This window comes from Nocardia jejuensis NBRC 103114, assembly GCF_001613145.1.
GTDB lineage: Bacteria > Actinomycetota > Actinomycetes > Mycobacteriales > Mycobacteriaceae > Nocardia > Nocardia jejuensis.
In genome coordinates this window covers 170,960-191,621 of record NZ_BDBU01000023.1, presented here as the reverse complement: position 1 = coordinate 191,621, position 20,662 = coordinate 170,960, and the positions used below count along the sequence as shown (strand labels likewise).

15 protein-coding genes and 2 pseudogenes are annotated in these 20,662 nt (G+C 68.0%); 12 read left to right on the top strand and 5 right to left on the bottom strand.

The features are described 5' to 3' along the window. Nucleotides 1–186: 186 nt before the first annotated feature. The gene (locus NJ1_RS18750; protein ID WP_245717455.1) at nt 187–774 is read left to right on the top strand and encodes a hypothetical protein; all 588 of its coding nucleotides are present in this window, start codon (nt 187–189) and stop codon (nt 772–774) included. A 76-nt stretch (nt 775–850) separates the two neighbouring features. Here the strand turns inward: NJ1_RS18750 and NJ1_RS18745 are convergent, their stop codons facing one another. Next, entirely contained in the window at nt 851–1,552 is a 702-nt protein-coding gene (locus tag NJ1_RS18745) for an LppU/SCO3897 family protein (protein ID WP_067695870.1), read from the bottom strand. A gap of 367 nt (nt 1,553–1,919) precedes the next feature. On the opposite strand from NJ1_RS18745, the gene NJ1_RS18740 reads away from it, so the two are divergent. Further along, entirely contained in the window at nt 1,920–2,825 is a 906-nt protein-coding gene (locus NJ1_RS18740; protein ID WP_084478479.1) for an EamA family transporter, read from the top strand. Between the two features lie 178 nt (nt 2,826–3,003). On the opposite strand, the gene NJ1_RS18735 is transcribed toward NJ1_RS18740, so the two are convergent. Beyond that, a complete protein-coding gene (locus tag NJ1_RS18735) occupies nt 3,004–3,426 on the bottom strand; it encodes a DUF5997 family protein (RefSeq protein WP_067695863.1) in 423 nt (140 codons plus the stop codon). 61 nt (nt 3,427–3,487) lie between these two features. On the opposite strand from NJ1_RS18735, the gene NJ1_RS18730 reads away from it, so the two are divergent. The 4 genes from NJ1_RS18730 (at nt 3,488) to NJ1_RS18715 (ending at nt 8,175) form a co-directional block, all read left to right on the top strand. Then, nucleotides 3,488–4,555: a LysR family transcriptional regulator gene (locus NJ1_RS18730; RefSeq protein ID WP_084478478.1), complete on the top strand. Its 1,068-nt coding sequence runs from the start codon at nt 3,488–3,490 to the stop codon at nt 4,553–4,555. Nucleotides 4,556–4,803: 248 nt separating this feature from the next. After that, nucleotides 4,804–5,370: an EXLDI protein gene (locus NJ1_RS18725; protein WP_067695860.1), complete on the top strand. Its 567-nt coding sequence runs from the start codon at nt 4,804–4,806 to the stop codon at nt 5,368–5,370. Between the two features lie 35 nt (nt 5,371–5,405). After that, nucleotides 5,406–7,565: an MMPL family transporter gene (locus NJ1_RS18720; protein WP_084478477.1), complete on the top strand. Its 2,160-nt coding sequence runs from the start codon at nt 5,406–5,408 to the stop codon at nt 7,563–7,565. A gap of 199 nt (nt 7,566–7,764) precedes the next feature. Continuing rightward, a complete protein-coding gene (locus NJ1_RS18715; protein ID WP_067695857.1) occupies nt 7,765–8,175 on the top strand; it encodes a hypothetical protein in 411 nt (136 codons plus the stop codon). Between the two features lie 151 nt (nt 8,176–8,326). Here NJ1_RS18715 and NJ1_RS18710 read toward each other — a convergent pair whose 3' ends face one another. Together NJ1_RS18710 and NJ1_RS18705 are read right to left on the bottom strand one after the other, a co-directional pair. Then, entirely contained in the window at nt 8,327–9,025 is a 699-nt protein-coding gene (locus tag NJ1_RS18710; RefSeq protein ID WP_245717461.1) for a CPBP family intramembrane glutamic endopeptidase, read from the bottom strand. A gap of 112 nt (nt 9,026–9,137) precedes the next feature. Continuing rightward, nucleotides 9,138–10,094, bottom strand: a complete 957-nt coding sequence (locus NJ1_RS18705) for an RluA family pseudouridine synthase (RefSeq protein WP_067695851.1) — start codon at nt 10,092–10,094, stop codon at nt 9,138–9,140. 243 nt (nt 10,095–10,337) lie between these two features. On the opposite strand from NJ1_RS18705, the gene NJ1_RS18700 reads away from it, so the two are divergent. Both NJ1_RS18700 and NJ1_RS18695 read left to right on the top strand, forming a co-directional pair. Next, nucleotides 10,338–12,221 (top strand): ABC transporter ATP-binding protein, encoded by a 1,884-nt coding sequence (locus NJ1_RS18700; protein ID WP_084478476.1) that lies wholly within the window; start codon nt 10,338–10,340, stop codon nt 12,219–12,221. Then, on the top strand, nt 12,218–13,954 hold the full coding sequence (locus NJ1_RS18695) for an ABC transporter ATP-binding protein (protein WP_067695848.1): 1,737 nt from the start codon (nt 12,218–12,220) through the stop codon (nt 13,952–13,954). The genes NJ1_RS18700 and NJ1_RS18695 overlap by 4 nt, the downstream gene beginning before the upstream one ends. Before the next feature lie 238 nt (nt 13,955–14,192). Here the strand turns inward: NJ1_RS18695 and NJ1_RS18690 are convergent, their stop codons facing one another. Then, nucleotides 14,193–14,666 (bottom strand): MTB12 C-terminal domain-containing protein, encoded by a 474-nt coding sequence (locus NJ1_RS18690; protein WP_067695845.1) that lies wholly within the window; start codon nt 14,664–14,666, stop codon nt 14,193–14,195. Between the two features lie 170 nt (nt 14,667–14,836). Between NJ1_RS18690 and NJ1_RS18685 the strand changes: the two genes are divergently transcribed. From NJ1_RS18685 to NJ1_RS40570, 4 genes and pseudogenes are all read left to right on the top strand, one after another. After that, on the top strand, nt 14,837–16,135 hold the full coding sequence (locus tag NJ1_RS18685; protein WP_067695842.1) for a SidA/IucD/PvdA family monooxygenase: 1,299 nt from the start codon (nt 14,837–14,839) through the stop codon (nt 16,133–16,135). Between the two features lie 42 nt (nt 16,136–16,177). Then, complete coding sequence (locus NJ1_RS18680; protein WP_067695839.1) at nt 16,178–17,119, top strand: methionyl-tRNA formyltransferase; 942 nt, start codon at nt 16,178–16,180, stop codon at nt 17,117–17,119. After that, nucleotides 17,116–18,696: pseudogene (locus NJ1_RS40575) on the top strand (condensation domain-containing protein); the annotation flags it as partial. The gene NJ1_RS18680 and the pseudogene NJ1_RS40575, both read left to right, overlap by 4 nt. A 270-nt stretch (nt 18,697–18,966) precedes the next feature. Further along, nucleotides 18,967–20,598 (top strand): annotated as a pseudogene (locus tag NJ1_RS40570) (non-ribosomal peptide synthetase); the annotation flags it as partial. Between the last annotated feature and the right edge of the window lie 64 nt (nt 20,599–20,662).

Here is a 20,662-nt window from a genome sequence, read left to right as displayed (position 1 = left end):
TGCTCCCGGGACTGATTCAGTCGCTGTGAAACATGAAGGCCCGCTTCCCGATTGGGAAGCGGGCCTTCGTTTCGTTTGTGCCCCGGCGGTTTTCAGCCATACCGCGCGGTTCGTGTCGGCTGGATCTCACCGGTAGCGGCGCGGTATTAGCGTGTCGGTCGCTCGAGACGTTACCTTTATAGGGCTATGAGGGATGCAGCGACAACGACTTCGGGTGCTTGGCGGGCGGACGACAACGAGGCGGTGACATTCCGCGAGGCCGCTGTGGCTTGGGCGCTTGCCGCCCATGAGGTGCTCGCCGAAACCGCCGGTGGCTACGGCCATTTCGTGACGGTCAACGAATTGGCCGAGCGAGTGCAGGAAATGTCGGGTGTGCACACCGACGCCCCCACCCGCACCTGGATGGACGCCATCCTGCGCAAGGTGGCGCGCCGCTGTCATTCGGCGGGCGAACCGCCCCTGCCCGCACTCTGCGTCAAGCAGAACCACAAGGTCAGCGACAGTTACAAATACGTCCTGGAACTGGCGGCCCTCCCCGTTCCCGCCGATCTCGAACTGCACGCCGCCTACGCGCGCTGGCAGTGCTACGTCGCCTTCGGCGCGGACGTCCCCGCCGACTTCGGCATCCCGCCCCTCACCCCGAAGGTCGCCGCCACCCGCCGCGCCACCACCTTCGTTCCCGTCCCCGAAGCCAAGCCCGAGCCCGTCCGCGCCCCGGTCTGCTCCCAGTGCTTCATCCAGCTCCCCGCCAACGGAGTCTGCGAGTACTGCTGACGCCCCGACGATGAAACCCGCGGGCCCGCTTCCCATTCGGGAAGCGGGCCCGCGAATTTCGTGCACCTGGCCGGCGCTACCCGGAGCCGAGCAACAGCAGGCACAGCATCGGTCCCTGTTGATCGGCGAGGCTGGTGCGGGCGAGGTCGGTGCGTGAGTAGGCGGCACACGCGGAGGGGCCCGGGTTCGTGCTCGCCCGAGCGAGAACCTTCGCCTCGGCTCGAGAGTCGTCGCATCGGACAATGGCCAGGTCTGCCGACAGATCGCTGACCCCACGGCTGCCCTCACCACGCACGCACTGTCCGGCCATGGGGGTGGGGTGCGGTTCCGGGCGGTCGCCCTTGATGAGGGTGAGGATGCTCAGGATGGGAGAGATGCTGCAGAACAGCGCGAACAGCGCGAGAAAAGCGATGAACGAGCGCCTGCGCAGCAATGGTTTGCCAGGATCCGCCGGTTGCCCCGGGCTACCCGGAATGGGTGGCGGCAATTGCTGAAGTGTCTGGTGGGCAGTCAGATTGATCATGATGGTGATCGGGTTGATCGCCATGGAAAAAGCCCCCCACCAGCCCAACCAGACGTTCTCGACGGTCATTCGACGGTAGGTCGCCAGCCCGCAGTCGCGACAGAACGGGCCGTGGGCGGTCAGGAACTTCATGTAGACGATCAGCCCCCGGTGCCCGCGGATCTGAATGGGTGCGGCCGGTGTCGCGCCACAGTCGCGGCAGTAGACGCCGTTTCCGTTGGTCGCGATCGATATCCGGCCGAGTTGTTCGGACACTGCTGAATCTCCCCGAAAGTGTTGCGCGACACTCCGGTTGGTACGCCGGAGGCCAGGGCAGCATACCGGCAGCGGCGTAGGAGTTGAGGTACAAGGCAGATGCCGAATGGTGCAGCCGGCCACGGCCCTCGGGTAGGCGGCTGGGGCCGGACGCTGCCGGTGTTAGGGTCTGGGGGAACGTGAAAGCGTCTAGGGTTCCGCGAGCAGGCCGTCAGTCAGTGCCCACAATCAGGTCTGCGAGGGCTGGTCCGAGCGACGCCACGGGGGGATCCGCCTGGATCGCGCCGCCATATCAAGGGACAAAAGCCTGGAGTACTTCTACTCACCATGCCCGCACCACGGGGCTGATGACAGAGAGTGCTGACCGATGGCTGCTGATGTCCTGCTTTCCTCGACCGATACCGTTGCCGCGCTGAGTTTTTCCCCGCGCGTGCCCGCCGTGGTCCTGATCGTGACGCTGATCGCGGCGTGCGGGCACGCGGTGTGGAACGCGATCGCGCACTGGGTGCCCGACAAGCTGGTGTCGATCACGCTGGTGAACGCGGGTGGGTCACTGTGCGCGATTCCCCTGGTGCTGTGGGCGGCGCCGCCCGATACGCGGTCCTGGATCTACCTCGGCGCGTCGGTGATCCTGCATATCGCCTACAACGTGCTGCTGATGGCGTCGTATCGACTCGGCGATCTGAGCCAGACCTATCCGCTGGCGCGCGGAACCTCGCCGCTGGTGGTGACCGTGGCGGCGGCCCTGCTGTTCAGCGAGACACCGCGCGGCGGGCAGATCGCCGGGGTGCTGCTCATCTCGATCGGCTTGGCCTGCTTGGTGTTCTGGGGTCAGCGCAAGAATCCGAGTCGCCCGTCGGCGATCGGCGCGGCCGTCGTGACCGGTGTCATGATCGCCGCGTACACCACGGTGGACGGCATCGGTGTGCGCGAATCCGGCAGTGTGCTGGGCTATATCGGCTGGCTGATGCTGCTCGAGGGCTTGGCCGTGCCGCTGTACGCGCTGGGTCGTCGTCGCGGTCGACTGTGGTCCGATCTGCGCCCGGTATGGCATATCGGCCTCATCGGCGGCGTGCTCAGCTTCGTGGCCTACGGCCTGATCCTGTGGGCGCAAACCCGTGGCGCGCTGGCCGATATCGCCGCCCTGCGCGAATCGAGCATCATCGTGGGCGCGCTGATCGGCACCTTCGTCTTCGGTGAACGGTTCGGTACTGCCCGGGTGGCCGCCACTGTCGCGGTCGTCGCGGGAATCGGAACCCTGTATCTCGCCTGAGCACTGCCGTTGCCGGGGGCGCTGAACACAGCTTCGCGTGCCTCGAATCGCGTGTAGCGCCGTACTTCTCGCGCGGATCGCGGCAACGCACGTGAAAGGCCCGCTCCCACAACGGGGGACGGGCCTTTCCCATCGATAAACCAGGTCGCCCGAAACCGTTCCAGGCGCTACCCGATGTCTACTTTTCGCCGAAGAGGTTCTTGGCCGGGCGGTTGGAGGCGGCGCGGCGCTCGGCCGCCTTCTCCTTGACGCGGTCGGCTTCCTTGCGCACGGTGACGAGGTTCTCGCGCTCCTTGACCAGCCAGTCCGGCTGCTCGGCGAGCAGGGCCGCGATCTCGTCGGCGGTCAGCGCGTCCGAGACGCCCGCACGGGAGAGTCCGGAGTTGGAGATGCCGAGTTTGCGGGCCACCTCGTCGCGCGGGAAGGGCCCGGTGCGACGCAGTTCGGTCAGCCACTCGGGCGGGTTGCCGCGCAGCTCTTCGAGCTGTGCGCGGGTGATGGTGGAGTTCCGGAATTCCTCAGGGGTTGCCGGGAGGTAGATGCCGAGCTTGGCGGCAGCGGTCAGCGGCTTCATGGTCTGAGGGTTCTTGTCCGGGCTCACTGGTCAAGGGTATCGGGCGCGGCCGAGGGCGCCCACCTTGCGGTGCAATAACCTGGACGGCATGAGCGGTCACGGCCCGGAGGCGGCAGCAGAGGACGACCACGAGCGGGCCTCGCATCGGCCGGACGGGCTGGACGCGAGCCGGTTCGACGAGCTCGATGTCACGGTACTGCGCTGGTTCGTCGCGGTTGCGGAACAATTGCACTTCGCGCGTGCCGCCCAGAGCCTCGGAATCGCGCGGCAGCGCCTGAGCCGCGCGGTGATCGATCTGGAGGAGGAACTCGGGACGAAGCTGTTCGTGCCCGGCGCCCAGCCGACCCAGCTCAGCGACCAGGGCCTCGAGCTGCTGGAAGCCGCCAGGGAGATCGTCGCCGCGGCTGCCGACGCGGACACCGGGGTCTCGGCTCAGGACGGTGACCGGTTGCGGGTCGGCTTCGTCCCCGGCGTGACGGTCACCAAGTGGGAGCGCATCTGGGCGGCCCGGTATCCCGATATCCGGCTCGAACTCGTGCCGATCCCGATGAGGGAGCAGGAGAGCGCACTGCGCGAGGGCGGCGTGGACATGTGCTTCGTGCGCCTGCCGATCGAGCGTGCGGGTCTGAGCATCATCCCGCTCTATCGCGAGGTCCCGGTGGTGGTGGTGCCGAAGGATCATCCGCTCTCGGTGTTCGATCAGGTCGGCATGGCCGAGCTCGCCGACGAGCGGATGCAGGACGCCTCGGATCTGGACGACGCCGAGATGACCATGGAAATGGTCGCGGCGGTCAGTGGCGCGGCCATCGTGCCGCATTCGATCGCGCGTCTGCACCATCGCAAGGATCTGGTCTATCTGACCATGACCGGGGTGCCCGATACCGAGATCGTGCTGGCCTGGCCGACCGAGGCGACGACGGAGCTGATCGAGGAGTTCGTCGGCGTCGTGCGCGGCCGTTCGGAGCGCACCACCCGGTCGCCGTCGGGCCAGAGTAATGACAAGCAGCGCAAGGGGGCCGCGCGCTCGTCCGGTGCGAAGTCCGTGAAGCACGCGGGCGCGAAGCAGTCCGGTGCGAAGGCCGGCGGCAAGAAGCCCGCGGGCGCGGCCAAGGGCAAGCAGGGTGCGCCGAAGCCTGGTAAGCGTCGAGGGCGCTGACACAGTTCGCCCGAGGCCCGTCTCCGTAGGGAGACGGGCCTTTTCGCGTATCGGGGGAGGGGCGGGGGAAATCTCAGGGTGAAGTCAGGGTTGCGCTATACGTATACGTCTACTTATAGTGATTGCAGGCGGATGGGAACCGCTCGAGCAGGCTCGAAAATTATGTGGCACAACGGATTTCAACCCCGGGGTGCCATGTAGTAGAAGCATGCCTATATGCGCATTCACTGTTGAATTGGAGCGAAACAATGGCCACCGATATGCACAAGAACGAATCAGGCGACACCGGCGAGGCGGTTCCCCCGCAGGGTGTGACCGCCACGAATCTCCCCGCCGTCCTCGACATTCGCGACGCCGACAGCATGCGCGAAATCGTGCTGCGCGTCGGCCCCGGAGGTGGTCGCACCCAGCGCTTCACCGGTCGCCTGCTCGCCGAATCGCAGCAGGTCAACAAGGTCGGCAGCGAAGCCGTTCGGGTCTATCTGAGCCGCAAGGGCAAGTTGGTGGTGCACCGTCACTACCTCGAGTGGTCGGACTTCAGCACGGCGACCAAGCATGCCTATCACGAGAAGAAGCAGGAGTTCGTCACCGCCCGAAAGGCCTCCGACCAGTCGGATTTTTCCGCAATCACCAACTGGGCCAAAGGTTTCAAGAACTGGCGTGAACTGCTCGGTATCGGCGACGATGGGTACGGCGACTACACACTCGAGATCGTGGAGTCGCCCGGGGAGTTGACCGACCGAGTTCCGGCGAAGGTCTACCGAATTGTCGCCGATGTGATGGAGAACCCGTCGGCGCAAGTTCTCGATATCTGAATTACGCGGCCGAACCCCGAAAGGACTTCTCCCGCATGTTCTCCCGACTGGGACGCTTCGTCGTCCGGTACCCGTGGCAGGTGATCGGCGCCTGGGTGATCGCGATCGCGGCGGTGGTGCTCACCGCCCCGACCCTCACCGCCACCACCGACCAATCCGACTTCCTGCCTTCGCATTACGAGTCCATTCAGGCGATGGAACTGCAGCAGAAGGCCTTTCCCGACAGCGCCACCCCGGCCGCGCTCATCGTCTTCGAGCGCGCCGACGGGGCGCCGCTGAGCGAGAGCGATCAGGCGGTGGTCGCGGCCGCCGCCACCAAGCTCGCCGAGCGAAAAATACCGGATATCAACGGAATTCAGGCGGCGCCCCCGTCGGAGAACCGGCTGGTCGAGATCGTGGCCGTCGGCATGACCAAGGTGACCAGCCAGAGCGACACCCGGCAGACCGATGCGGTCGAGGCGCTGCGTGATGCCCTGCCCGAGCAGGTGAACGGCACCGATCTGAAGGCCGGCATCACCGGTTCGGCGGCGTCGCAATTGGATCAGCAGGAGTCGGGCAACAAGGCCCTGTTCATCATTCTGGTGGTGACGATCCTGCTGATCATCGTGCTGCTGCTGGTCATCTTCCGCAGCCCCGTGGTCGCGTTCCTGCCGATCGTGGTGATCGTCGGCGTATCCATGATCGTCAACGGTTTGATCGCCATGGTGGCGCACGCCTTCGACCTGAAGATCGACAGTTCGATCCAATCCTTGCTGTCGGTAGTGCTTTTCGGCGTCGGCACCGACTACATCCTGTTCCTGATGTTCCGATTCCGGGAGCGACTGCGTGCGGGCGACGATGCCAAGGACGCCATGATCGGCGCGGTCGCCCGGGTCGGCGAGGCCATCACGTCCGCGGCCGCCGCGGTGATCATCGCCTTCGGCGCGCTGACGCTCTCCACCCTCGGCATGTTCCGCGCCATGGGCCCGGCCCTGGCCATCGCGGTGGCGGTCGCGCTGCTGGCGGGGCTGACGCTGGTCCCCGCGATCGTCTCGCTGTTGGGCACCAAGGTGTTCTGGCCCTCCAAGGCCTGGCAGCACGAGCCGGCGGGCGCGCGTTTCGATGCCATCGGCAAGTCGCTCGGACGTCGCCCGGCGGTGTTCGCCGCCGCTTCGGGTGGTCTGCTCATCGTGTTGGGCGCGTTCGTGTTCGGCTTCAATCCGACCTTCGATCTGGGCTCGAACTCGACCTCGAACGCCTCGGAATCGGTGGTCTACAGCAAGGTGATGCTCAAGGGCATGCCCGCGGGAACCACTCAGCCCTCGCAGGTCTACCTGCACAGTGACAACGGCGGGGAGTTGAACGCCGGTCAATTGATGACATACCAGGGTGCGCTCAGGGGCGTCGCCGGCGTGGGCGAGGTGTCGGTGCCCGCGCTCTCGAAGGACAAGTCGACCGCCGAATATCAGGTGACGCTGTCGGACGCACCGGAATCGGATGCCGCGCTCGATACGGTCAGCGGCCCGCTGCGCGATACCGCGCACTCCTCCGCGCCGCCCGGAACCACGGCCGAGGTGGGCGGTATGACCTCGGTGTTCGTGGACTTCAAGCACGCCATGAACCGTGACTACACGGTGGTGTTCCCGGTGGCCGCCGTGCTGATCATGCTCGTATTGGCGTTGCTGCTGCGCAGTCTCGTCGCGCCCTGGTACCTGATGGCCTCGGTGTTCCTCGGCTTCGCCGCCACGCTCGGTTCGGCGGTGCTGGTGTTCCAGCGGATCCAGGGGCATTCGGGTCTGATCTTCACGCTGCCGCTGATCATGTATCTGTTCGTGGTCGCGCTGGGCACCGACTACAACATCCTCATGGTGGCCCGATTGCGTGAGGAGGCCCGCGAGGGCAACGATCCGCGCACCGCGGCGGCGCTGGCGGTGAAGCACACGGGTCCGACCGTGGCCGCTGCCGGTCTCATTCTGGCGGGGTCGTTCGCCTCGATGATGCTGGCGGGCAACACCGTTGTCGCGGAGATGGGTTTCGCGATCTCGCTGGGCATCGCCATCGCGGCCTTCGTCATGGCGATGTTCTTCACTCCCGCGGTCACCGCGCTGATCGGAAAGGTGGCCTGGTGGCCGGGTCACGGCGGCGATTCTCGGGCGCGGGAGTTGACGCCGTCGCCGACCGCGCGACCGCACCTCGACGAGGTCGGCCCGCGCTGAGGAATCCTCGGTAGCTCGATGCGTGCAGGGCCCGCTTCCCACGTCGGGAGGCGGGCCTTCGTGCTGGTCGAGCCCTCGGTCGAATTATCTGACAGAAACGTGTTTCAGTTATTTCCCGAAAGTGCCCCGAATTGAACTGGACAACCGATATGGTTCGGCCCGACCGCACACGATGCGGGTGGCACCAAGGAGTTTCGAGATGACCATGTCCGTGGACAAGCGGATCGCCCGGCGGGCCGGCCTCGGCGTCACCGCCCTGGCGGCGATGGCCTGCTCGGCGGCGCTGACCGCGCCCTACGCGTCGGCGGTCCCCACGGGTCTGGAGGTGAACGCCCGCAACATCTACGCGGCCTGCACCTACGAGATCACCGCGACCTACGACCACTGGTTGGAGGCCTGGTTCTACGACAACGGCGGCATCATCAAGGGCAGCCCGATCAAGCCGGTCAACGGCAAGGCCACCATTCAGTGGACTCCGAAGGGTGCGGGGACGCATACCATTTCGACCCTGCAGGGTTCGGCGTGGGAGCTCAAGGTCAACGTGCTGCAGCCCACGATCACCGGCAGCGCCACCTGTGGCGCCGGGCCGCTGGGTTTCCTGGGCTCGTAAAGCCCGGTCACCGGAAAGACTCGGCTCGGGGCGGTCACGCCGTCCCGAACCGTCCCGGGCCGGCTGGCCACCATCCTCTGTTCCCAGGTCAGCCGGCCCACCCCTCTCTCGCGGACGAGACATCGCCGCCGGGGGTCGGTCGCGGGGAGCCTCAGCGCAGGGTCGTATGCCAGACCACGGCGGCGGCCAGCGCGCCCGCACCGTTCACCGACCAGTGCAGTGCGATGGGCGCGATCAGGCTTCCGCTTCGGCGGCGCAACCAGGTGAAGACCGCACCGGCGGCCGCGGTCGCCACGACCGCGAGCCCGATGCCGAGGATCTGTCCCGCGACTCCGCTGCCGAGGAATCCGCTCAGTCCCTTGTTTCCGCTCGTCAGCCCGAACGACGACGCGATGTGCCAGAGTCCGAAAAGCATGGATCCGGCCGCGAACAACCCGCGCGCGCCCACGACTCGATCGAGGGTGCCGTGCAGGACGCCGCGGAAAGCCAATTCCTCCGGAATGGCCGTCTGCAAAGGAATGACGATCATCGAGGCGATCAGCGCGCCGGAGATGGTGGCGTAGCGATCGGCCAGGAAGAACGGCCGGGTCATGGGTAGGAGTGCGCCGATGGCGACGGCGGTCAGCACTATGGCGACCGCGGCCAGTGCCCAGACCGAGCCGCGTCGCCAATGGCTCGGGGCGAGACCGAGTTCGGCCCAGCCCAATCCGCGGCGGCGAACCATGCCGACCAGCACAACCGCGGCAATCGGGACAGTGAAGATGCTGGCCCATACCGTGGTGAAGTGCGCGATGAGGTTCGTGCCGGTCAGAACTATGACAACGACAGCCACGTCGATGTAGGCGTGCATCTTATGGCCGGTCGGGGCGGACGTGTCCGGGAGTACGGCGACCGCTCCGTTATCGTTTCGAGACATCCCGGCCAGTGTACGTACGGAAACTTGGAACGCGCTTCGAATGTGGTCAATCCAGCGATTCCCGCACCGGTGCGCCCGTGGCCCAGCCGTCGGGATCATGCCAGGCCCGCAGGCTGCGAGTGGTTTCGAAGCGGCGCGGCTCGCGTGTCAACGGGTCTGTGAATTCCAGCGCAGAGGCGAGCAACTGCAGCGGGCGGGTGAAATCGTCGACGGGCTTGTCGGTCAGCTCCGGATAGAAATCGTCGCCCAGGATCGGAATGCCGATGCTGTTCATATGCAGGCGGATCTGATGGGTGCGCCCGGTGCGCGGCTTCAGTCGGTACCGTCCGAGCCCGTCGCGCCGCTCCAGCAGTTCGATATGGGTCTCGGCATTGGGCTCGCCGGGCTCCTCGTAGGCGCGCAGCACCTGTCGTTCCTTCACGATCCGGCTGATCAGCGTGCGGGGCAGCTCGAGTTCCGGATCGAACCGTGCGATCGCCTCGTACTCCTTGCGCACCACACGGTTGTGGAACATGGTCTGATACGCGCCGCGACGGGCCGGATCGACGATGAACAGCACCAGCCCGGCGGTCCCTCGATCGAGCCGATGCGCCGGAACCAGATCCGGCAGGTCGAGCTCGCGCCGCAGTCGCACCAGCGCGGTCTGCAGAATGTGCTGCCCACGCGGGATCGTCGAGAGGAAGTGTGGTTTGTCCGCGACCAGGATGGTGTCGTCCCGATAGACGATCCCGATATCGAATGGCACGGTCGTCTCGACAGGCAGATCGCGGTGGAACCAGATCGCGCCGCCCGGTACATACGGAGCATCGGGCGCGATCGGCCCGTCCATGTCCACGATGCCGCCCTCGCCGAGCAACTCGTCGATGCGCGCGGCGGGAACACGGGGAAGCCGCTCCACGAGATGGTCCCGAATGGTCGCCCACTCACCCTCGTCGGGCAGTCGCAACCGGGCCGGGTCCAGCCCGTGCCGCTTGGGTAGCGGCGGCTTCTGCCTGCGTCTCACCGGAAAGACCCTAGTGGGCGGCCGGCGCCGCTCCCCGCTCGGCGGGTCCGGACCTGACGCCGCGCGGGCATTCGGGAGTGCTGTGGGCCGCGATCCGGTGCGCGCCGGACGGCAGGGCGATTCCGGGCGGTGTGGATGAATTTCGACCGCCCGGTAGGCAGCCCGTAGAAGTTAGCCTAACCTATCTTTCGACGACTCCGGAGGCGGATCGGGCGTACTGACCAAGGTCGAGAGGCAGGATTCATGACGGTGGAGGTGGCGTCGCCCCAGGCGACCGAACCCGAGGCGGGGGCCGCCGCGACAGCGGACGCACAGCCGGACAAGGCTGCGGTGAAGGCACGCAAGCAGCGAGAAGCCCAGGCGCGCAAGGAGATTCTGGCGCCTGTCAACGGCCCCCTGAGTCTGGCGAGTCTGATCGTGGCGATCGCCTCGATCTGCGCGGTGGTGCCGTTCCTGCTGATCGTGTCTGCCGCCCGGGAACTGCTGAACGACTCGGTCGACACCGATCGGGTGTGGCGCCTGCTGCTCATCGCGGTGATCGTGCTCGCGGTCCGGGCGCTGCTGCAGGCGGCGGCGCTGACCTGGTCGCACACCGTCGATGCCGGTTATCAGCTGACCCTGCGGCGACTGCTGGCGGACAAGCTCACCCGCGTCCCGCTGGGCTGGTTCGGCGAGCGCACCTCCTCGGACGTGAAGAAGTATCTGCACGACGATGTGGACGCGCTGCACTATCTGGTCGCGCACGCCCGCCTCGACTTCGTCGGCGGCGTGACGATCCCGCTGGTGACGCTGGTCTATCTGTTCACCGTCGACTGGCGCCTGGCCCTGGTGCTGCTGGTGCCGCTGGTCATCTACGCGGTGTGCATGCGCACGATGATGGACGAGGCCGGTCGCGCTCGGATCCTGGCCTACAACGAGTCCGAGCAGCGCACCCGCGAGGCCACCGTCGAGTTCGTCGACGGCATCCAGGTCGTGCGCGCCTTCGGCCGGGCAGGCAAGGCGCACAGGGAGTTCCAGGACGCGGTCGATCATCAGACCGAGAGCCTGCGACGCTTCAAGATGCCCTACATCACCGTGCAGTCGGTGTCCGACGCGGCGCTCTCGCCGGTGTTCGTCATGCTGCTGGTGGTGCTCGCGGGTCTGATCGGCGTCGGCGCCGACTGGATCGCCCCGATCGATGTCCTGCCGTTCCTGCTGGTCGGCCTGGGCCTGGGCAGTTCCCTCATGGGCCTCGGCTACGCCGGTCAGGCCCTGCGTACCGCCGGTGACGCCGCCCTGCGCCTCGCCGAACTGATGCAGACCCCCGAACTGCCCACCGCAGCACCGACATCCGATGCGACGGCCGCCGTGGAATCCGGCGCCGCGGATGTCGCCGCCGGACTGGTGCGGTTCGAGGGCGTTTCCTTCGGCTACCGCGCGGATCACGCGGTGCTGCGTGGAGTGGACCTGGAACTCGCGCCGGGCACCATCACCGCCCTGGTCGGCCCGAGCGGCTCGGGCAAGTCGACGCTGGCCAAGCTGCTGCCGCGCTTCTACGACGTGAACGCGGGCCGGATCACCATCGGCGGCCGGGACATTCGTGATTTCGCGACCTCGGAGCTGTATCGCACGGTGGGCTTCGTCTTCCAGGACGTGCGCCTGATTCGTGGCAGCGTTCGCGAGAATCTGCTGCTGGCGCGCCCGGACGCGGATGACGCGGCACTGGAGCGGGCGGCCCGCGCCGCCCAGATCCACGATCGCATTCTGGCGCTGCCGCGCGGCTACGACTCCGAGATCGGCGTCGACGCCACGCTGTCCGGTGGTGAGGCGCAGCGGCTTTCGATCGCTCGCACGCTGCTGGCCGACACCCCGGTGCTGGTGCTGGACGAGGCGACCGCGTTCGCCGACCCCGAATCCGAGGCCGCCGTACAGGACGCGCTCGCCGCGCTGGTGGCGGGCCGCACCGTGCTGGTGATCGCGCACCGACTGCACACCATCGTCGGAGTGGATCGAATCCTGGTGCTGGAGAACGGCGTTCTGGTCGAGCAGGGCGATCACGAAACCCTGCGTGCGGCCGGTGGTCTGTACCGCCGCCTGTGGGACATCAATGAGGACGCGCTGAACGTGGTGTTGGAGGGAACTCGATGATTCGCAAGGTTTTCGGGTTGGTGCCGCGCGAATTCGCGCCGCTGATCCCGCGATTGCTGATCGCGATCGTCTTGCAGGCGCTGTGCCAGGCGGCCGCCTACGTGCTGCTGGTTCCGGTCCTGGAGGCTTTGTTCGACGGCGACACCACGCAGGCATGGCGCTGGGCCGGTGCGCTGGCCCTGGCGGTGGCTGGTGTCATCGGATTCGGTTACGCCCAGGCGGTATTGGGTCTGCGCGTAGGCGTCGGCATGCAGCAGGGTCTGCAGACCCGGCTCGGGGATCACCTCAACGCCCTGCCGCTGGGCTGGTTCGAGACCCGCAATGCCGGTGAGCTGTCCCGCCTGACGGTGGACAACGTCCGCGAGGTGCAGCGGCTGATCGCCTATCTGATCAGCCCGATCGTGGCAGGCGTGGTCGTGCCGCTGGGTGTCGCGGTCGGCGTGCTGTTCATCGACTGGCGGATCTCGGTGGCCATGTTCATCGCCGCGCCCGCACTGTATCTGGTGAATCTGTGGGCGAGCCGCTCCTACAGCGCCGCCGACGAGCAGATGCACGAGGCCTCGGCCGAGGCCAATGCCCGGGTGCTCGAGTTCTCCCAGGCGCAGCCGGTGCTGCGTTCCTTCGGCGCGGTGGGCGCGGGCAACAAGGCGCTGGACGCGGCCCTGGTGCGCCAGCGTAAAGCGGTGGCGGGCTTGCTGTTCGCGAGCGTGCCGGGTCTGATCGTCTTCGCGCTGTGCGTGCAGGCGGTGTTCCTGGTGCTGGTGTACCTGGTGGTCGGCCGGGTCACCGGCGGAGCCATCTCGGCCGCGGCGGCGATCGCGTTGATCGCGGTGTCGGCCCGCTTCATCGAGCCGCTGACCCAGGCCGCCACGCTCGGCGGCGCGCTGCGCATGGCGACCTCGGCCGCCGACCGAGTCTCGGCCCTGCTGGCCGAACCGACTCTGCCGCAGGTGGAATCGGAGGCGACCCTGGGTGCGCCCGAGGTGGTCTTCGAGAACGTGAGCTTCGGCTACCGCACCGGCGACGAGGTGCTGTCCGGGGTGTCCTTCACCGTCCCCGCGGGCACCACCACCGCGATCGTCGGTCCCAGCGGCGCGGGCAAGTCCACGGTGCTGCGCCTGGCCGCCCGCTTCCACGATGTCGGCTCGGGCCGAGTCCTGGTGAGCGGCAACGATGTCCGGAGCCAGCCGTCCCATCAGCTGCTCGGTCAGCTGTCGCTGGTCTTCCAGAACGTGTACCTGTTCAACCGTTCGGTGCTGGAGAACATCCGCGCCGGTCGTCCGGGCGCCACCGACGACGAGGTGCGCGGTGCGGCGGCCGCGGCCCGGGTGGACGAGATCGCCGAACGCCTGCCCGAGGGCTGGGACACCACGGTCGGCGAGGGCGGCGCGTCGCTGTCCGGCGGTGAGCGCCAACGGGTGTCGATCGCGCGCGCACTGCTCAAGGACGCGCCCGTGGTCCTGCTGGACGAGGCCACCAGCGCCCTGGATCCGCAGAACGAGGCCGTCGTGGTCCGCGGCGTGCACGAGCTGACCCGCGATCGCACGGTCATCGTGGTGGCGCATCGCCTGGCCACCATCGCGCACGCCGAGCAGATCCTGTTCATGGAGGCCGGTCGAATCATCGAGCGCGGCACGCACACTCAGCTGCTCGCCCTCGAGGGCCGCTACGCCGCCTTCTGGAACGAGCGCACCCGGGCCTCGGGCTGGCGCCTGGAATCCGCGCCCGTCTGACGAATCGCGAAGCGGCAGTGGCCCCGACCTTCGATCCGAAGGGCGGGGCCACTGTGTTTGGGGGCGACCGTGTTTGGGGGCGACCGTGTTTGGGGGCGACCGTGTCGCACCCTCCCGCGGGTACGCCGAAGGCCCCGGGAGGCGAGCATGTTCCCGGGGCCTGGGTGACGCTGTGAGTTACCACGCGCGTCCGATCACCTTCAGCGGCACCGTATCCGGAGCCGTCGGCGACCTCGGATCAGAGGCTGCAGCCCAGACCGGCGTAGTACGCCACGGAGCACTCGGCCTCGCGGGTGAGCTTCCAGGTGCCGTCGATCTCGCGCCAGGACAGCTCGATGTTCGGGAAGGTGCCGTAGCCGTCGACGGTCACCTGCAGGTTGGCGGTGAGGGTGTCACCGTTCTGGTTGACCGGTCCGGCCAGCGCCCAGCGCAGGCTCGGGACGCTGTTCATGACGCCACCGACCTGGTCCAGAATCGCCAGGCCGGCGTCGCCGGCCTCGAGCTCGTTGGCGCGCGCTCCGCGATCGGCGCCGGTGTTCAGCGCCAGCCGCAGCTTGGACTGCAGGTCGCCCAGGCCCGGCTGCGCGGTGCGCAGCGGGGAGACGATCGGCGCGGCCTGAGCCGGCGCGATCGCGGCGACCTGGAGGCCGCCGAACACGGCGGTGGCAGCGATAAGCGCTGCTCCCAGCTTCTTTCGGGTGGTGCTGATCATCGGTTCGTCCCATCTGTTGGATCTGTGAGCCCGCGTACGGTGCTCCCTCACTACAAGCAATATAAGGTAAGCCTATGCAAACATGGGAGGGACCCGGTTAGCTGTGCCGCGAGCATCACTTGTCACCAGTGAAAGTGCGAGTGCGCGCGAGAGAGAGTGAGTGTGTACCGATGAAGACCCTGCTGGTCATCGGCGCTGGGCCGAAAGCCCTTGCGGTAGCCGCGAAAGCGCACGTCCTGCGCGAATTGGGCCTTCCCGCCCCGCGTGTCGTCGTGGTCGAAGCACATGCCGTCGGCGGCAATTGGCTGCCCAGTGGCGGCTGGACCGACGGCCGGCATCGGCTCGGCACCAGTCCCGAGAAAGATGTGGGCTTCCCGTACCACTCCACCATGGCGCGCGGCCGCAATCGCGAGATCAACGAGGGGATGCAGGCTTTCAGCTGGACCTCGTTCCTGGTGGACCAGGGCGGTTATTCGGAATGGATCGACCGCGGCCGACCCAGCCCGCAGCATCACGTCTGGGCGAAGTACCTGCAGTGGGTCGGCCATCGGATCGACCTGGAACTGATCCAGGGCCGGGTGAGTTCCATCTCACCCGCGGCCGACGGCTGGCTGGTCTCGGTCACCGACGCGGACGGCGCGGTGACCCAGCTCGACACCGACGAGCTCATGATCACCGGACCCGGCCGCAGCACTCGCGCACTGGCCGATCATCCGAAAGTCCTGTCCATCTCGGCGTTCTGGGAGCTCGCGGGCCGTCGTGAGCTGCCCGTTTCCTCCCGTGTCGCGGTGATCGGCGGTGGTGAGACCGCGGGTTCGGCCCTGGACGAACTGGTCCGCCACGAAATGCTGACGGTGTCGGTCATCTCGCCGATGGCCACGCTGTACACCCGCGGTGAGAGCTTCTTCGAGAACTCGCTCTACAGCGATCCGGTCAAGTGGGCCGGATTGAGCGTCGAGCAGCGCCGCGATGTCATCCGCCGCACCGATCGCGGTGTGTTCTCGGTCCGCGTGCAGGAGAGCCTGCTGGGCGACGACCGCGTGCATCATCTGCAGGGCCGGGTGACCCGGGTGGCCGACGAGGGCTCGGGTGTGGCTCTGACGCTGCGCAATTCGCCGCGACCGGATCAGGTGCACACCTTCGATCTGGTGGTGGACGCGACCGGTGGGCACCCGCTGTGGTTCCTGGAGATGTTCGACGCCGATGCCGCGGATCTGCTCGAGCTGGCCGTGGGCGGTCCGCTGACGATGGCCCGGATCGAGGCGACCATCGGCTACGACCTCGCGGTGACGGGTCTGGAGTCGAAATTGTTCCTGCCGAACATGGCCGCGCTGACCCAGGGGCCGGGCTTCCCGAATCTCAGCTGCCTGGGCGAACTCTCGGATCGCGTGCTGCGCGCGGCGGGTGACGCGGGGGAATCGGCACGTCGTGAGGCGGCCGCGGGGGCGGAACGAGTTCGGGTCAGATAGTAGGCTAGGCTTGCCTTACTTATAGGAGATGAGGTTCGGTTCATGCGTATCGTGTCGTTCGGTTTCCAGACCTGGGGCCGGAAAACCCTTCAGGCTCTGATCGATTCGGAGCACGAGGTGGTGCTCGCGGTCACCCATCCGGCCGCCGAGTCCTCCTACAAGGCCATCTTCAATGACTCGGTCGAGGAACTGGCACGCGAGCACGGCATCCCGGTGCATCTCACCGAGCGGGCCGACGCCGAGACCATCGATCTGGTCAAGCGCGCGGAACCCGATGTGATCGTGGTGAACAGCTGGTATACCTGGATGCCGCCGGAGCTGTACAAGCTGCCGCCGTTCGGCACCCTGAACCTGCACGATTCGCTGCTGCCCAAGTTCACCGGCTTCTCGCCCGTGCTGTGGGCGCTGATCAGCGGCGCCGAGGAATTCGGGCTCACCGTGCATCGCATGGACGAGCAGCTGGACACCGGCGACATCCTGGTGCAGCACCGCCTGCCCATCCCCGCCGATGCCACCGGCCCCGGATTGGTCCGCGCCGGAATGGAATTGATTCCGGGCGCGGTGCACGAGGCGCTGGCCGCGCTGGTCGACGGCACCGCGCGGTGGACACCGCAGAACAAGGCCGAGCGCACCTACTTCCACAAGCGCTCGGACCGCGACAGCCGCATCGACTGGTCGTGGGACACGGTCGATCTGGAGCGTTTCGTGCGTGCGCTGGCCGATCCGTACCCGCCCGCGTTCTCGTACTACCGGGGTGAGCGCGTGCAGGTGCTGGCGGCGCACATCTCCGAGGCCTGCTACGGCGGCACCGCCGGGCGCGTCATCGTGCAGGAGGGCGGCGGCGCGGTCGTGTGCGGCCCGAACCCGCGATACGGCCACAACCGCGGCCTGGTGATCACCAAGGTCCGCACTGCCGACGGCGCCGAGCACGACGGAGCCGAATTCTTCGTGCGCGGCGGCTATCTCACCGATGCCCCGGAATGAGGCACGGCGTCATGTCGATCACCGCCGATGAGAGGGCCCGGGATATGCGCCGCGCACTCGCCCCCGGACAGCGTCGGGCCTGGTACCTGCAGGCCCGGGAGCCCGCGGACACCAGTCTGAACGTCGCGGTCACCTATCGCCTGACCGGTGCGCTGGACGCCGCGCTGCTGCGCGCGGCGGTCGGCGAGGTGATCGCCCGGCACGACATCCTGCGCACCACCTACGGTGTCGGGCCGGACGGGGAGCCCTACCAGGTGGTATCGCCCGAGGCGGAGCCCGCGTGGCGAGCCGAGGACCTGTCCGAGCTCGAACCGCTGCGCCGATCCCGTCGCGCCGAGGTGCTGATCCGCCGGGTCTGCGGCGAACCCTTCGACCCCGTCGCCGCCGCGCCCGTTCGCTTCGCCCTCTACCGCACCGGCGCCGACGAATACGCCTTCGTCCTGGTCGCCCACGCCCTGTGCTGGGACGACGAATCCTGGGAAATCTTCGCCCGTGACCTCACCGCCGCCTACAACGGCAAACTCCCCACCGCTCCCGCGAGCTCCTACACCGCCCTCGCTCTCACCGAGAGCGGCGTCGGCACAGCCGACTTCGAGCACGTCTCGAACGGCCGCACCGCCGCGCATGCCCCCGCCGACGTGCGCCGGGACGCTTCCCGCACGAGCGATGCCGAGGCCGCCTCGAACGGATCCGATTCGCGCCGCCCGGCCGATGATGCTGCGGCACTGGGGAACCCGGACGATCCGAGCACGGTGCGCGATGCTCCCGATCGCCCTGACACCTCGGCCGCGACAGTCGACGGCGATGCGGCCGGGCTCGAATTCTGGCGGACCTCGCTGACTCCGCTGCCCGAGCCGCTGGAGCTGCCCGGCCGGGCAGCTCCCGGGCCGGAGCTGTCGCAGCGCTCGGCGCGAGAACTGCCGCGTGAGTTGCTCACGCGGGTCGACGATTTCGCCCGCGAGCGCGGGACCACGCCGCTGCCGGTACTGCTGGCCGCGTTCGACGTGCTCGCGCAGCGCTATACGGGATCCTCGGATTTCCTGGTCTCGGTGCCGGTCACCACGCGTGACGCGCGGTCCGATCCCGCTCTGGACTCCGCGCCCGTCGGTTACTTCGGCAATACCGTGCTGCTGCGCTCGGTCCTGGAATCAGGCGTCACCTTCGCGGATTTCGCGGCCGGTGTGAGCGCTTCGTGGGAGCGCGCGCAGGAGCACCGGCACGTCGGCATCGACCGCGTGGTGCACGCGGTCAATCCCGAACGCACTGGTGATCGCGACGGCCTGGACAACCTGGTGTGGCTCGGCTTCGGCCTGCGCGATGCTCCGACCGGCCCGGCGCTGGACGGCGTCGCGGCCGCCCGCCTGGACCTGGGCAGCCCCGCGCCGCGAGTGCCCCTGCGGCTCACCGTCGTTCGTGACGGCGAGGGCGCGTACCTGGAGGCGGAGTACCGCACCGGCCGCTTCGCCCCCGCCCTGATCGATCAGCTGCTCACCCACTACGTGAGCCTGCTCGCCGACGGTGTGACCAATCCCGATCGCACCCTCGGCGCACTCGACATGCTCGGCGACGCCGAACGCGCTGAGCTGCTGACGATCTCGCACGGCGACCAGTCGCCGCTGCCCCCGACGACGCTGGTGGCCCTGTTCGAGGAGCGCGCTCACCTCTGCGCCGGGTCCATCGCTCTCGTGGCCCCCGACGGGGCGGGCACGACGTCGTCGCGGGCGAACCCGGCCGCGTCGACGACGTCGCCCAGCGGCCGTGCCGCCGGTACCTCGGGTGTCGGCGGAGCGTCGGCAGGTGCTCGCGGTTCGAGTGTGGGCCTCGGCAGCGCACCCCGCGCGGGCGCGGATCTCGAGCTGACCTACGGCGAGCTGAATCGGCGCGCGAATCGCCTGGCGCACTGGCTGATCGGCGAGGGCGTCGGCACGGAGGACGTCGTCGCGCTGCGGCTGTCGAACTCGGTGGAGTTCGTGGTGGCGGTGCTGGCGGTGCTCAAGTCCGGTGCGGCCTATCTGCCGATCGATCCGGCCTATCCGGACGAGCGGATCGACTTCCTGATCGAGGACGCGAAGCCCCGCCTGGTGCTGGGCCGGGTGGAGTTGGACGCGGCCGAGGAGCAGGCCTCCGGTGCGGCGGAACACGATCCGTCCGACGCCGACCGGCTGCGGCCGCTGCGGCCGGGCAATCTGGCCTATGTCATCTACACCTCCGGTTCCACCGGCCGCCCCAAGGGTGTTCCGGTCAGCCATGCCGCGATCGCCGATCATCTGGTCGGTTTCATCGGCCAGTGGGGGATGACTTCGCGGGACCGCCTGCTGCAGGCGTCCTCGGTGAGCTTCGACGCCTCGCTGCTCGACGTCTTCGTGACGCTGACTCTCGGTGCGCGCCTGATCATTCCGCGTGCGGGCGGCTTCTCGGACCTGGCCTACATCGCGGGCCTGATGCCGCGCTACGGCGTGACGGTGCTGCACATGGTGCCGTCCCTGCTGCGCACCTTCCTCTCGCTCCCACAGGTGAGCGACTGGCGCACACTGCGTTTCGTGCCGGTGGGCGGTGAGGCGCTGCTGGGCGAGGTCGCCGATCGCTTCGCGGGTGTGCTGGACGCGGAGTTGCGCAATCACTACGGCCCGACCGAGGCGGTGGTCAGCGCCACCCACATGCCGGTGCGGGGCCCGCAGGGGGGCCGTATCGTGCCGATCGGCGGACCGAACCGCAATGTGGATCTGTACCTGCTGGACGAGCGCATGCGCCTGGTCCCGGCCGGTGTGATCGGTGAGATCTACCTGGGCGGTGCGCAATTGGCGCGCGGCTACCAGGACCGCTCGGCGGCGACCGCGGAACGTTTCGTGGCCGACCCGTTCGCCGCGGGAGCGCGTCTGTACCGGACCGGGGACCTGGCCCGCCGCAACCTCGACGGTGAGCTCGAATTCGTCGGCCGTGCGGACGAACAGGTGAAGGTGCGCGGCTATCGGGTGGAACTCGGCGAGGTGCAGGCCGCGCTGGTCACGCATCCCGAGGTGCGCGACTGCGTGGTGACCATAGCCGGTGACGCGGCCCTGGGCCCGGTGCTGGCCGCCTACCTGGTGCCGAGCTCGGACGCGCTGCGGGTGGAGTCGGTGCGCGCGCACGCGGCGCGCTCGCTGCCGGAGTTCATGGTGCCCACCGCGTTCGCCCTGATCGAGGCGATCCCGCTGACCGAGCACGGCAAGCTGGACCGCCGCGCCCTACCCGAGCCGGTCCGCCTGGCGGCCCTGCCGTACCGGGAACCGGTGACCGGCACCGAGATTCGGCTCGCGGCGCTCTACGGGCAGCTGCTCGGGCACGCCGTGGTCGGTGCGGACGATTCGTTCTTCGAGCTAGGCGGGCACTCGCTGCTGGCCAATCAACTGGTGGCGCGCATCCACGCCGAGTTCGACTTCGAGATCGATGTGCGGGTGGTGTTCGACACCCCGTCGGTCTGCGGTCTGGCAGCCGTGCTGGAGGCCTCGGCGGTCTCCGCCGCCGTGCCCGTGCGCGAGTCGCTGTCGCGCCCCACCGAACTAC

Coding starts and splice junctions, on each gene's coding strand:
- NJ1_RS18750 (WP_245717455.1), top strand. CDS start 187: ATGAGGGATGCAGCGACAACGACTTCGGGTGCTTGGCGGGCGGACGAC.
- NJ1_RS18740 (WP_084478479.1), top strand. CDS start 1,920: ATGGCTGCTGATGTCCTGCTTTCCTCGACCGATACCGTTGCCGCGCTG.
- NJ1_RS18730 (WP_084478478.1), top strand. CDS start 3,488: ATGAGCGGTCACGGCCCGGAGGCGGCAGCAGAGGACGACCACGAGCGG.
- NJ1_RS18725 (WP_067695860.1), top strand. CDS start 4,804: ATGGCCACCGATATGCACAAGAACGAATCAGGCGACACCGGCGAGGCG.
- NJ1_RS18720 (WP_084478477.1), top strand. CDS start 5,406: ATGTTCTCCCGACTGGGACGCTTCGTCGTCCGGTACCCGTGGCAGGTG.
- NJ1_RS18715 (WP_067695857.1), top strand. CDS start 7,765: ATGACCATGTCCGTGGACAAGCGGATCGCCCGGCGGGCCGGCCTCGGC.
- NJ1_RS18710 (WP_245717461.1), bottom strand. CDS start 9,025: ATGCACGCCTACATCGACGTGGCTGTCGTTGTCATAGTTCTGACCGGC.
- NJ1_RS18700 (WP_084478476.1), top strand. CDS start 10,338: ATGACGGTGGAGGTGGCGTCGCCCCAGGCGACCGAACCCGAGGCGGGG.
- NJ1_RS18695 (WP_067695848.1), top strand. CDS start 12,218: ATGATTCGCAAGGTTTTCGGGTTGGTGCCGCGCGAATTCGCGCCGCTG.
- NJ1_RS18690 (WP_067695845.1), bottom strand. CDS start 14,666: ATGATCAGCACCACCCGAAAGAAGCTGGGAGCAGCGCTTATCGCTGCC.
- NJ1_RS18685 (WP_067695842.1), top strand. CDS start 14,837: ATGAAGACCCTGCTGGTCATCGGCGCTGGGCCGAAAGCCCTTGCGGTA.
- NJ1_RS18680 (WP_067695839.1), top strand. CDS start 16,178: ATGCGTATCGTGTCGTTCGGTTTCCAGACCTGGGGCCGGAAAACCCTT.